Here is a 12,697-nt window from a genome sequence, read left to right as displayed (position 1 = left end):
GCCGGGTGATGCGGGCTGCACATCACCTGCGGTCTGGTGTCAGGCGACCTGCGCCTGCCACATCCAGTGCAGTTGTTCGAGCCGCGCCGCAAAGCCGATCAGCAGATCCTGGGTGACCGGATCGGCCTTCTCGGTCGTCTCGATACGGGCCCGCAGACCGTCGACAACAGTCTTGATATTGGCGACGATCGCGGTCACCACGTCGACGTCCTTGGTCCAGCCCTCGTCGATACCCTTGGTGCCGGCGGTCTTCGCCACGGTCTCGGCCCGACCATCCGGGCTGACCCCGATCGCGGTGGCGCGTTCTGCTGCCGCGTCGGTGAAGTCGCGGGCCGTGGTGACCAGTTCGTCGAGTTCGAGGTGAACCGAACGGAACTGCTGGCCGACGACGTTCCAGTGGGCCTGCTTGGCGATCAGGGAGAGGTCGATCATGTCGACCACTGTCTCCTGCAACGCCTTACCTGCCACGGCCTGCTGATCTTGGGTCAACGTGCTGGTGATGGGATTCGTCATTCCGCTACCTCCTGGTTCGCGCAATTGATGCCGATGGGTTGCTTCGAACTCCGACGATCCCATCGAACGGCGCGGGATCTGTGGTCTGAAGTTCTGCCACTCTGGATCGTTCAACCAGAGCGAGCAGACTCCTATTCCCCGTTTCGGACACCTTCTTCGACCCGTTTGCCGAGATCGGCGTCCACGTTCTTCCAGTACTCGAACACGCGGGAGAGAACCGGCTCCCGGACACCACCGCGTACGTGACCAACGATGTTGCCCACCAGTCGTTCCCGGGCGTCGTCGTCGAGCACCTCGCGGTAGAGGATCCCGGCCTGCGTGTAATCACCGTCTTCGGCGTGCTCGATGTAGCCGGCGCGAACTGCCCGCCCGTCGAACTCCCACAGTCCCTCGTCACCGGCCGCCTGCGGGTCTGCGTGTGCCCCGCCAAATGAATTGGGCGCGTACACAGGCGTGTTCGGGTCGTTGAAGGTGTAGGCCATCGCGCCTTCCTTCGAGTAGGAATTGACCGTGGTCGCCTTGGCCGAGTTGACCGGCAGCTGGGCGAAGTTGGCGCCGATGCGGTACCGATGCGCGTCGGCATAACTGAAGACCCGTCCGAGCAGCATCTTGTCAGGCGAGAAGCCGATTCCCGGAACCACATTCGACGGTCCGAACGACGCCAGCTCGATTTCGGAGAAGAAGTTCTCCGGATTCCGGTTCAGCGTCCACTTACCGACCTCGATCAAGGGGTAGTCCTTCTGCGACCAGACCTTGGTCAGGTCAAACGGATTGAAGCGGTAACCTTCGGCTTCATCCACCGGCATGACCTGGACCTTCATGGTCCACGTCGGGAACTCGCCACGCTCGATGGCCTGGTACAGATCCTGACGATGGTAGTCGGGATCGGTGCCGGCAAGTGTGTCTGCTTCGGCCTGGGTCAGGAACTCGATGCCCTGATCGGTTTTGAAGTGGTACTTGACCCAGAAGCGTTCACCTGCGGCGTTCACCCACTGGTAGGTGTGCGAACCGAATCCGTCCATGTGCCGCCAGCTCTTCGGGATGCCTCGGTCACCCATCAACCAGGTCACCTGATGCGCACTCTCCGGACGTAGCGTCCAGAAATCCCACTGCATGTTGTGGTCGCGCAAACCCGAACCGGGCAAACGCTTTTGGCTGCGGATGAAGTCGGGGAACTTGATGGGATCCTTGATGAAGAAGACTGGCGTGTTGTTGCCGACGAGGTCGTAGTTGCCGTCTTCGGTGTAGAACTTCATCGCGAAGCCGCGCGGGTCGCGCCAGGTGTCGGGGCTACCCTGCTCGCCGGCGACCGTCGAGAAGCGGACCAGCGATTCGGTCGTCTTGCCCGGCTGCAGGAACTTGGCCTTGGTGTATTTCGACACGTCCCCGGTGATGGTCAGCTCGCCAAATGCGCCGCCGCCCTTGGCATGCACAACACGCTCCGGCACGCGCTCACGGTTGAACTGGGCCAACTTCTCGATCAGATAATGATCATGGAGCAAGATCGGCCCCTGGGTTCCTGCGGTGAGTGACTCATTGTCACTCGACACCGGAATCCCAGCATTCGTGGTGGTCCGTGGGTTCATTACTTCCTCCTGTTTATTTCGCGCCGAGGGCGCTCATGCGTTTTGAAAGGTGTTGCACTACAGGAAATGTGCGGCTTCCGGCGCCGATACCGATGGTCAGCGACAGTGGCCGTCGAAGGGTCTACCCTTACTCGGCTTGTGCCTGGCATTGCGGGCAAAGACCCCAGAATGTCACTTCGGCCTCGTCGATCTTGAAGCCGTGACCGGTTTCCGGCTGCAGGCAGGGGGCCATCCCCACCACGCAGTCGACGTCGCGGACCTCGCCGCAACTCCGACACACCAGATGATGGTGATTGTCGCCGATCCGGCTCTCGTACCGGACCGCAGAACCGGCCGGCTCGATACGCCGCAACAGTCCCCGCTCCGAGCAGACCCGCAGTACGTCGTACACGGTCTGTGTGGACACGCCCCCGAGCTGTTCGCGGACGCGAGTAGCAACGAAGTCGGCGGTGGAATGCGGATGGGTCTCCAGCAACTCGAGTACAGCCACCCGTGGCGCCGTCACCCGAAGGCCCACCGCACGCAGCTGCTGCTGTGTGTCGAGGGAAGGCTGCTGGAAACTCATGACACTGACCATACCTCCTTTTCTGGAATGAGTCCAGATTATTTCTGGACTGATTCCAGTAACCGGAAAGGGCAGGTCGCGGGCCTTGATCTCGACCATCCGAGTGATTGAAAGACCTCGACACGGGGAACCACTGCTGGGTGACCACCCCATCGAACGACCCCATCGAGAACCCCCCGAAAGAGACAGAAGCCGCCGGGCAACCGGACACCGTCTCGCTGACCGCTCCTGGCCGGCCGGATGGATCGCGCCCGATCGCACGCGCACTGCTGGCAGCGGAGAGCGTAGAAGCGGTCGACGGCCCTGCGAACGCGCTCGCCGGAATTCTGAACACCAAGTTTCCGCCGGCAGCCCTGACATTCCTACGAGGCCAATGGCTGGGACATCCACTTCATCCCATCCTCGTGACCGTCCCCATCGGAGCCTGGATGGCCGTGCCGTTACTCGATGCGACCGGCCAACGCGCTGCCGCCCAGCGTCTGGTCGCATTCGGTCTCATGGCCGCCGTTCCCGCCGGCGTCACCGGCCTCGTCGAATACACCACACTCGACACACCCCAACGTCGGGTTGCGGTATTCCACATGGCGACGAACACGATCGGGCTCGCCTGCTTCGCTCGCTCGTGGCGAAAGCGTCGGCGTGGCAACGCAGTGCGGGGATCGATCTGGTCACTGGCAGGACTTGCCGTCTCCGGTGTCTCAGGTGCACTGGGTGGGCATCTTTCGTACGCCCAGAGCGCGGGGGTGCTACGGGAGCGATAGGCGCTAACCGTCACTCCCGGGGGAATCAACGCAGAAGCGCTTCGCTCGAATCAGAGGGGACCGGCGGGACGACGAGCCTCTCAAGCATTCGCGTCAGCTTGGCGGCATCTCTGTCGCCGACCGTATCGGAGAACTCCTTGATCGTGGATTCGGTCACCCCGTTCCATTCGGCGAGTGCGGCGGCGCCCCGCGCAGACACGAGGACCAGAACCTTACGTCGATCATTCGCGTCCGCGCGACGCAGCACCAGATTGGATGACACGAGTTTGTCGATGATCTTGGTGAGAGTCGGGGCGGGCGTGCCCACGTGATCGGCGATCGCACTCATCGGCGATCCGGCCGTGTCTGCCACGAAGTTCAGGATTTGCCATTGATCCACAGTCGAACCGTACTGCGCAAGAGCGTCTTCGAGTCGACAGGTCAACTCACGTTCGGCAAGCATCAACAACCGGAAGAACCCCATGGTTCCACTGGTTCCTTCCAGTGATGACGATGCCATGCATAGAGACTCTAGACCAGTTCAATTGAAACGCCGATGTAGCAATCAGCGCCTACAGTGCATTCGTGAACATCGGCGGTGTGAGCCACCCCATCCACATGCGGGAGGAGCGGCCCGATCTGGTCGCGCGTCGCGAAGGTGTGCTCAACATCGCGTTGGTGATCCCACTTCAGGGACCGGCTGGACTCTTCGGACCGTCGTGTGAGGCTTGCGCCCAACTCGCGGTCGAAGAGGCAAACGCCACCGACGGGGTGATGGGCCGTGAAGTTCGACTGATCGCTGTCGACGGCGGCCAAGCACCGAACCGCGTCGCCGATGAGGTCGGCGCCCTGATCAACGCTTCAGCCATTGACGCCGTCACCGGGTGGCACATCTCTGCCGTCAGGGAGGTGCTGGCACCGCGAATCGGGGCACGCATCCCCTATGTTTACACCGCACTCTATGAAGGCGGTGAGCGACGGCCCGGCGTATTCCTGACCGGGGAAACGCCGGATCGCCAGCTCTGGCCTTCTTTGCGATGGTTCGACCGCAACGCCGGCATCCGACGTTGGGCCATCGTGGGCAACGACTACATCTGGCCTCGAATGTCATCACGCTCGGCCATCAAGTTCCTACGGGCCGAGGGTGGCATCGCCTGCGACGAGATGTTCGTTCCGCTGGGAACCACCGATTTCGGGGCGGTACTCCGTCGACTCGAGAGCAGCGGGTGCGAAGGGGTCCTGATGCTGCTGATCGGTGACGACGCGGTTGCGTTCAATCGGCAGTTCGCGGCCGCAGGATTCGACCGAGACCTGATCCGCTTCAGCTCGCTGATAGACGAGAATGTCCTGCTCGCTTCCGGTCCCGAGAACACCCGCGGACTGATGACCGCCGCAGGATTTTTCGACGATCTGTCCACTGCTTCGAGCCTGGACTTCTCTGCCCAATACTTCCATCGCTTCGGGTCCGGCGCACCGGTGCTCAACAGTCTCGGCGAATCGTGTTACGAAGGCATCCGATTGATCGTCGAACTCATGAGACGGTCCGGATCAACCGAGGTGAACCCGATGCGCGCGATCGCAGAGGGACTGACCTACGAAAGTCCCCGCGGCATGGTCGAGATCCGGGACGGACATCTGACCCAGTCCGTTTTCCTGGCTGCCGCTGACGGAATTCAATGGGATGTGTTGCACGAATTGCACTCCTGACGTCCTGGGACGTCCCGTTCGTCGCCTCGCCCAACGCGTTAACCGATCATTTACACAAAAACCCACCATCGTCACGTTCGCTTTGAAATAGTTTCTACAGAAAGTATTTCAAGAGAAAGTGAATCGGTTGGCCACTTACACCTACCGCTGCCCCGAGTGCGGGGAATTCGATCTGGCGCTCCCGATGGGCTCTGCGAACCGAATCACCGAGTGCCTCACGTGCCGCCAGCAATCCACGCGCGTCTACTCCGGGCCGGCACTACACGGGAGTGCATCACCGCTGCGCCGCGTTCGCGAACTAAGTGAAGCCAGCTCCTCCGAACCCATCATCACCCGCCACGTCCCGCAAGCCGCGCGCGCCCGACCGGCAGGGACCACAAACCCCCGCCATGGCCTCCTCCCACGTCCCTGACCAAATCCGTTCGTACCGAGCAACATCCACGAATCAGGAGATCACATGCCCGAAATCCTCTTCGATGTCGACCAAGCCAAACTCATGAAAGATCAAGCGGTGCCGGGCCATAACCGCTGGCACCCCGACATCCCGGCCGTCGCGACCGTCCGGCCTGGTGCAGAGTTCCGCCTCGAGTGCCGCGACTGGACCGACAATCAGATCGGCAACAACGATTCGGCCGACGACGTCCGCGATGTCGACCTGAGCAAGGTCCACATGCTCAGCGGTCCGATCGCGGTCGAAGGCGCTGAGCCGGGCGACCTCCTCGTGGTCGACATCCTCGACATCGGACCTGTGCCACAGGCTGCGGGTCCCGGATCGGGTGAAGGATGGGGCTACACAGGCGTCTTCGCGAAGAAGAACGGCGGCGGCTTTCTGACCGACCACTATCCGGATGCCCTCAAGGCGGTGTGGGATTTCCACGGCCAGAATGCGACATCCCGACACATACCTGGTGTCGAATACACGGGTATCACCCATCCCGGACTGTTCGGCACCGCACCATCGGCAAAGATGCTATCGCGCTGGAATATCCGCGAACAGGCCTTGATCGACACCGACCCTCACCGGGTGCCGGCGCTGGCGCTGCCACCCCTGGCGAAGAACGCGGTCACCGGACTGGCCACCGGAGAGGTTGCCACCCGAATTGCAGAGGAGGGCGCGCGGACCGTTCCCCCACGCGAAAACGGCGGCAACCAGGACATCAAGAACTTCAGTCGCGGTTCACGGGTGTTCTATCCGGTCCACGTAGAGGGTGCCCTGTTCTCGGGCGGCGACCTCCACTTCAGTCAGGGCGACGGTGAGATCACATTCTGTGGCGCCGTGGAGATGGGTGGGTTCGTCGATGTACGGGTCGATCTGATCAAGGGTGGCATGGAGACCTACGGGGTGACCACCAACCCGATCTTCCTGCCGGGCAACGTCGAACCGCGTTACAGCGAGTTCCTCTCCTTTGTCGGAATCTCGGTTGACCATGAAACCGACACCAACTATTACCTCGACAGCACCCTGGCATATCGCAATGCATGCCTCAACGCCATCGAGTACCTCAAGAAGTTCGGATACACCGGTGAGCAGGCATATCTGCTCCTCGGTTCCGCACCGATCGAGGGACGCCTGAGCGGCGTCGTCGACACCCCCAACTCGTGCTGCACACTCTACCTGCCGACCGCCATCTTCGATTTCGAAATCAGGCCATCGTCGGCCGGGCCTACAAGTGTGGACAGAGGTCAATGCGCGACCAGTTCCGCTGCCCTATAACAGCTTTCAAAATCCACCGATCCTTTCAAGCAGAGAGAACCAATGATGAGCGAAACCGAAGTGCACACCTTCGAACTCGGAGATTTCACCACCCAGCACGGCGCCACCCTGCGTGGAGCACAACTGGCGTACACCACCTACGGTGAGCTCAACGCCGACAAGTCGAATGCAATCGTCTATCCGACGTGGTACTCCGGCAGGCACTGGGATAATGAGTGGTTGCTCGGCCCAGGCCGAGCGCTCGACCCTGCGAACTACTTCATCATCATCCCGAACATGATCGGCAACGGCCTCTCGACGTCCCCGAGCAACACCGAGGGAGCCTATGCCGGACCACGGTTCCCCGACATCACCTTCTACGATCAGGTCCGTGCTCAGCACGCGCTCGTCACCGAGCAGTTCGGTATCGAGAAACTCGCGCTGGTCACCGGGTGGTCGATGGGTGCAGGACAGACCTATCAGTGGGGCGTGAGTTATCCCGAGATGGTCGAACGCATCGCACCGTTCTGCGGATCCCCACGGACGGCCCCCCACAACCAGGTGTTCCTCGACAGTATCGCCGCAGCACTGAAGGCGGACGCCAAATTTGCGAACGGATGGTACGGCGATGATCTTCCGATCGTCGGACTCCGGGCGTTCGCGAGAGTCTATGCGGGGTGGGGTTTCTCGCAGGCGTTCTACTGGCACAAAGAGTACGAGAAACTCGGCTACACGTCACTGGAAGACTTCGTGGTCGGCTTCTGGGAGGGCTTCTTCCTCGATGGACGTGACCCGAACAACCTGTTGACCATGATCTGGACTTGGCGTAACGGAGATGTCGGTCTCACACCCGGATTCAACGGTGACACCGAGGCGGCGCTTGGGTCCATCCGGGCAACGTCCATCGTGATCCCCGCCGAAAAGGATCTCTACTTCCCGCCGGAGGACGAGGCCTGGGCCGTGAGTCACATGAGCAATGCGGAACTCCGCATCATGCCCGGGATCTGGGGTCACTTTGCCGGTGGTGGCAAGAATCCCGAAGACATCGACTTCATCGATGCCGCACTCCTTGAGCTGCTCGCCAAACCGGGTGGCCTGAGCTGACTTTCATCCATCGGTCGGGTGGGTTTTCCCGAACCCACCCGACTGTCCCGGTCATACCCAGTCCACCTCTATGTCAGGACCTCCATGAAGTTCACACTCCCCCATGAGATCAGCGCATCGATAGTCGCTTTTGCGACGGTCTTTCTCACTATGAGTCCGCTATTCATGCCCACCTGGGCCATCTTCATCACGTGGGCCGGGATCTTCTTGCTCGGCGGTCCGTCGCGTGAGAACGCGACGAGGATGGTCATCGCCACCACTGCGGGCACCGCCTTCGGCGTTGTCGCCCTCTACGTGAACAACACCATCAGCCCACATATCGGTGGCGGGACATTCGGTAAGACACTTGCGCTCGCCATCATCATCTTCGTGGTGAACGCATCGCTGCTCACGCTCGGACGCCTTCCGCTCTTCAGCCTGATTCCAGGCATGTTCTTCGGATTCGCGTCGGTGACCGCAACCTACCTCGGCGGTTTCGGCTTCGACGCAGAAAATCTGGGTGCTGCTGCCGTCAGCTCCGCCGCGATGTGCGCGCTCGGTCCGCTCGCGGCATACCTCGGTGTGCGACTCATGAATGTGAAAGCCACACGTCTCGACGCTGCCGAACCCAGCCCGGCGACCTGACGATCTCGGTTCCCGTCACCCGCTGCCGGCTCCCGGGTGGCGGGTGGCGGGATGTCGGGCCGCTGATCCGGACATTGATCCGAAGTCGGACATCACCACAAACGGTGTCGCCGAGCACCTAAGCTGGGAACATCCGACTGGGCTGGGAGGCCATGATGTCGAAATTCTCACTGCGTACTGCAGTACGTCTGATTGCGAGCGCCGCGCTGATCACGGCAACGATATCCGTGGTGGGAGCACCGGCAGCACAAGCCGCGGCGACCTGTCCAGGCGCCGGGCAGGCGCCGGTTCTGGTCGCCCGGGTCCCCGGTGCCGCACTCGAAGGACTCACCGTCGATCCCGCCGGTCGTCTCTACACCACAGATCTGGTCAGCGGCCGCCTGTTCCGGATCGATCGTCCCGGGGCCGGGGCGGTACCGGTGGCGACCGTCCCTAATGGCGGCGGTGGAGCCCTGGCCTGGACCCCGGACGGCACGCTACTGGTTGGTTACGGTGCCGATGTCCGGGTTCTCGTCGGTGACGTGCTGCGCGCCGCCTCGATCGGGAAGTTCAACCCGGCCACCGGCAGCCTGACGCCGTTTGTCACGGGCCTGAGCGCCGCGAACGGTATGGACGTGGCAACAAACGGAACCATCTACGCCACCAACGATTTCGGCGCGCTGGTCGGCAGAGTGTTCCCCAACGGGGCGGTTCAGCCCGATTGGGCCAGTCTCCCGAGCGCCAACGGAGCGGTCCTGAACAGCGACGACACCTACCTCTATGTCTCACGCACCTTCGTGAATCCGGGGGTCAGCCGCATCCCGGTCAACAATCCCGGAGCCCCGCAGTCCCTCGTCACGTTCGCCGGTGGCGACGTGATCGCGGCCGCTGACGGTCTGACCCTGGATTCGCAGAACCGGCCGATCGTCCCCACCGACATCAGCGGTGAGATCCTGCGGGTCAACGGCCCGAACCAGTTCTGCGCCCTGGCTTCCGGCCTTCCGGCGTCGAGCGTGGTGTCCTACGGCCGCAGCGACTCCGGGTTCTCCAAAGGACGTCTGTTCCGAGCCGGTTTCGACGGCAACATCTACGAAATCCCCGGCGCCTTCGATCCGAACGCGACCACCGCAGCCCCCTGACCCCCCACCGTCGACCGTGCCGATAACACCGTCGACCGTGCCGAAATCGCAACTGAGCGTGCCGGAATCGTCACCGCGGGACCGCCAGGGAACCGAGTGGGAACCGAGTGGGAACCGAGTGGGGCACACTCGGTGGTCGGTTCGGCACGCTCGACGGTCGGTTCGGCACGGTCAACGGAGTTGGTCGGCGATGGCGGTGCGGGCCGACTCCAGCAAGGCGGTTCGGTCCGGTACAACCACATCCTGCGCATGCGGGGCCGGCGGACGGTCGATCACGGGCGCATCGGGCGCCTGGTCCGCCGCGGCGTGCAGCAGCCGCGCACAGGAATGGTCGCCGAGTTCGTCGAGCAGATCGGCCAGATTGCGCAACGCCGCCCACAGGTGCGTCCAATTGCCGGTGCTCGCAAAGTAGTCGATCACCTCGCGGTATCCATCAAGCGCTTGCCGGATGCGGCCGCTGCGTGACCGCACGGTGAGCAATCCGACCGTGGCCACGCCGATCAGGAACGTCGCACCGGTGGTCCTGGCCAGTTCGATCGTACGGAGATAGTGCGTTTCGGCAATCAGTCCGTTGCCGGCGAAATTCTCGATCTCGCCGCTCACGTACTCGTTCCACGCAACCATCGAGGGGAAGTTCGCACCGGTGCTGCCTCGACTGTTGTACGTCCGCGCAGACTCGATATCTCCGGAATAGACGGCCGCGAGCGCCGCGACCCCCAGCGGCTCGGCCGGCCTCGGTGTCACTTCCTCTGCGGCCAGGCAGTATTCGCGAACCTCCGGATAGTCGCCGCGGGCCAGTGCCGTCACCGACAGGGTGGCCAGGCACGTCCAGGTCTGGGACGGATCGGTGGCACACCCCAACCCGATCCGGGACAGTTCGTCGGCGCGGGCGTGATCCCCACCGTGGTACGCCGCTTCGGCGGCCACACCAAAGGTGAACGCGGCCTGCGGGTGCGCGAGGAGGTGGGGGTCGGTTGCCAATTCCTGAGCCCACTCGCGCAATTCGATCAGGTCGCGGTACGAGATCGCGTCGAAGAGTGAGTTGATCATGGATACCGCCGCATCCGTCGATCCGCGGCTCCGGGCCAGTCGCCACGCGGCACGCAGATTACCCAGTTCGCGGCGCAGATCCGCATCCGCCTCGGGTTCGCGATCGGTCATCATGGCCGCACCGATTTCATGGGACCGTCGGATCGCCCAGTCCAGCAACAGTTCCTGCGCCGACTCTTTCTCCTCGGCAGCGGCCAACCGGTCCATACCGAAGGTTCGTATCGTCTCCAGGATCCGGTATCGGGCGGTGCCGCCGGAGACGTCGACGACGATCATCGATGCATCAACCAGCCGGGCCAGAATCGCACCGGGGTCGCCGGGTATCCCCAGGTTCGCCGAGAGTTCCTCCGCTGCGGTCAGATCGATGCCGTCGGCGAACACGGTCAAGTGCCGGAACAAGCGGCATTCATCGGGCTCCAACAGGTCGTATGACCACTCGATCGTCGCTCGCAGGGTGCGATGCCGCAGGTCGCCGCTCGGTCGTCCGCCACCGAGCAGATCCAGCGACCGATCCAGGCGGTCGCGCAGGTCGGTCAGTGTGAGGGTCGACAGTCGTCCGGCGGCCAACTCTATGGCCAGCGGTATCCCGTCGAGACGGCTCACGATCTCCCCGACGATGGCCAGTCGTGGAGCCGTCGGTTCGAGATCGGGGCGGATGCGGCGACCACGTTCGATGAACAACTGCACCGACGGCGCCGTCGAACCATCATGATCATCGGCCGGCAAGGGCAGCGGCAACAGGCGCCACGCGAATTCTGTTGGAATCCCCAGTGATTCCCGAGAGGTTGCGATGACGGTCAACCGGGGGCAGGCATCGAGGAGGCTGACGATCACATCGCGAGCCGCGTCGAGCAGGTGCTCGCAGTTGTCCACCAGGATCATCAGCTCGCGGTCACCGAGCACCGCGACGCAAGCACTGACGACGTCACCCCGAACCACATTGACGTTCAACGCCGCCGCGAGCGCATGCGGTACGGCCGCAGGATCGGTCAACGGCGCGAGCAGAAGCACCGTCACGTCCGGTGCGTCGCGGGCGATCGCCAACGCGACACTCGTCTTGCCCACGCCCCCGGGTCCGACCAGCGTGACGAGCCGTTCCTTCACCAGCAGCTCGCGCAGCTCGGCCAGCTGCCGATCGCGACCGATCAGCCGGGTCCGTGGCAGCCGAGGCCTTGCCTCCGACGGCACCGCGGACGGTCCGGCGGCGCCGCCGGCTATCTGCCGCTCGAGTCTCGACAAGGCCGGGGAGGGATCCAGTCCCATCTCGTCGGCAAACCGTGCGCGGAATCGTCGTCCGACAGACAGTGCCTCCGACGACTCCCCGGTGGCCGCCAGAACACGCATCGCCAGCAACACCGCCGGTTCCCGCAACGGATCACCTGCCAGCCACGAGGTCGCCAGACCGACGACCTGACCTGCGACCCCGGCTTCGATCGCGCTGTGGATCAGAGCGTCGGTCACATCGCGGTGCAGCTGATGGCATTCGGCGACCGCGGTGGCGATATCCGTGACGTCCGTGAGGTCGGCGAGCAGCGGTCCTCGCCACAGTTGGTGCGCCTCCCGAAGCAGTTCCAGAGCCTCGGCCGGATCGTGCTCCAGTCGACTTCTGGCCTGCGCCAACAGATGTCGGGCCTGCGATACATCGAACTCCGCCGGTGCCAGCTCGAGCTGGTAGCCGGCGGCGACCGCCCGTAGTCGCCCCGACGCCGGACCGAGATGTCCACGCAGGCGCGAGATGTGCGCCTGGAGCGCGGCTCTGCCCGACGCCGGCGCCTCCGACACCCACAGCGCGTCCACCAACTGACCGGCCGGGACCGTCCGGCCCGCCGCCAACGCGAGCATCGCCAGAACCGCCCGGCGTTTCGGGCCTTTCACGTCTACCTGCATGCCGTCGACGACCAGACGGAGCGGCCCGAGGACCTCCACCCGGATTGGCGGCGACGTCGCATCATCGACCATCGCCCACCTCCTGTCAGTGCCGTGCATGCCGGTGTCAG

Annotated in this window: 12 protein-coding genes; 7 read left to right on the top strand and 5 right to left on the bottom strand. The window is 63.3% G+C overall.

Annotation, left to right across the window (positions count from 1 at the left end):
- Positions 1-39: 39 nt before the first annotated feature.
- The 3 genes from AC51GR_RS20125 to AC51GR_RS20115 all read right to left on the bottom strand — a co-directional run bounded on the left by AC51GR_RS20125 (position 40) and on the right by AC51GR_RS20115 (position 2,664).
- Entirely contained in the window at positions 40-513 is a 474-nt protein-coding gene (locus tag AC51GR_RS20125) for a Dps family protein (protein WP_496326413.1), read from the bottom strand.
- 131 nt (positions 514-644) lie between these two features.
- Entirely contained in the window at positions 645-2,099 is a 1,455-nt protein-coding gene (locus AC51GR_RS20120; protein ID WP_496326412.1) for a catalase, read from the bottom strand.
- A gap of 127 nt (positions 2,100-2,226) precedes the next feature.
- Positions 2,227-2,664 (bottom strand): Fur family transcriptional regulator, encoded by a 438-nt coding sequence (locus AC51GR_RS20115; protein WP_496326411.1) that lies wholly within the window; start codon positions 2,662-2,664, stop codon positions 2,227-2,229.
- A 140-nt stretch (positions 2,665-2,804) separates the two neighbouring features.
- Here AC51GR_RS20115 and AC51GR_RS20110 point away from each other — a divergent pair, with 140 nt between their 5' ends.
- Positions 2,805-3,425: a DUF2231 domain-containing protein gene (locus tag AC51GR_RS20110; RefSeq protein WP_496326410.1), complete on the top strand. Its 621-nt coding sequence runs from the start codon at positions 2,805-2,807 to the stop codon at positions 3,423-3,425.
- A gap of 25 nt (positions 3,426-3,450) precedes the next feature.
- On the opposite strand, the gene AC51GR_RS20105 is transcribed toward AC51GR_RS20110, so the two are convergent.
- Entirely contained in the window at positions 3,451-3,924 is a 474-nt protein-coding gene (locus tag AC51GR_RS20105; protein WP_496326409.1) for a MarR family winged helix-turn-helix transcriptional regulator, read from the bottom strand.
- A 65-nt stretch (positions 3,925-3,989) separates the two neighbouring features.
- Between AC51GR_RS20105 and AC51GR_RS20100 the strand changes: the two genes are divergently transcribed.
- The 6 genes from AC51GR_RS20100 to AC51GR_RS20075 all read left to right on the top strand — a co-directional run bounded on the left by AC51GR_RS20100 (position 3,990) and on the right by AC51GR_RS20075 (position 9,650).
- Positions 3,990-5,111: a substrate-binding domain-containing protein gene (locus tag AC51GR_RS20100; RefSeq protein ID WP_496326408.1), complete on the top strand. Its 1,122-nt coding sequence runs from the start codon at positions 3,990-3,992 to the stop codon at positions 5,109-5,111.
- A gap of 118 nt (positions 5,112-5,229) precedes the next feature.
- Positions 5,230-5,523 carry an FmdB family zinc ribbon protein gene (locus AC51GR_RS20095; RefSeq protein ID WP_496326407.1) on the top strand — a complete coding sequence of 98 codons (294 nt, stop codon included), beginning with the start codon at positions 5,230-5,232 and terminating at the stop codon, positions 5,521-5,523.
- A gap of 45 nt (positions 5,524-5,568) precedes the next feature.
- Positions 5,569-6,825 carry a formamidase gene (fmdA, locus tag AC51GR_RS20090; RefSeq protein WP_496326406.1) on the top strand — a complete coding sequence of 419 codons (1,257 nt, stop codon included), beginning with the start codon at positions 5,569-5,571 and terminating at the stop codon, positions 6,823-6,825.
- A 42-nt stretch (positions 6,826-6,867) separates the two neighbouring features.
- Complete coding sequence (locus AC51GR_RS20085) at positions 6,868-7,908, top strand: alpha/beta fold hydrolase (protein ID WP_496326405.1); 1,041 nt, start codon at positions 6,868-6,870, stop codon at positions 7,906-7,908.
- Between the two features lie 84 nt (positions 7,909-7,992).
- Complete coding sequence (locus AC51GR_RS20080) at positions 7,993-8,532, top strand: DUF1097 domain-containing protein (protein WP_496326404.1); 540 nt, start codon at positions 7,993-7,995, stop codon at positions 8,530-8,532.
- Between the two features lie 155 nt (positions 8,533-8,687).
- Entirely contained in the window at positions 8,688-9,650 is a 963-nt protein-coding gene (locus AC51GR_RS20075; RefSeq protein WP_496326403.1) for an SMP-30/gluconolactonase/LRE family protein, read from the top strand.
- 171 nt (positions 9,651-9,821) lie between these two features.
- On the opposite strand, the gene AC51GR_RS20070 is transcribed toward AC51GR_RS20075, so the two are convergent.
- Positions 9,822-12,659 (bottom strand): ATP-binding protein, encoded by a 2,838-nt coding sequence (locus tag AC51GR_RS20070; RefSeq protein ID WP_496326402.1) that lies wholly within the window; start codon positions 12,657-12,659, stop codon positions 9,822-9,824.
- Between the last annotated feature and the right edge of the window lie 38 nt (positions 12,660-12,697).

Source organism: Williamsia sp. z71 (assembly GCF_059553375.1).
The sequence above is the reverse complement of the archived record's forward strand: the minus strand, read 5'-3'. Positions and strand labels throughout refer to the sequence as shown.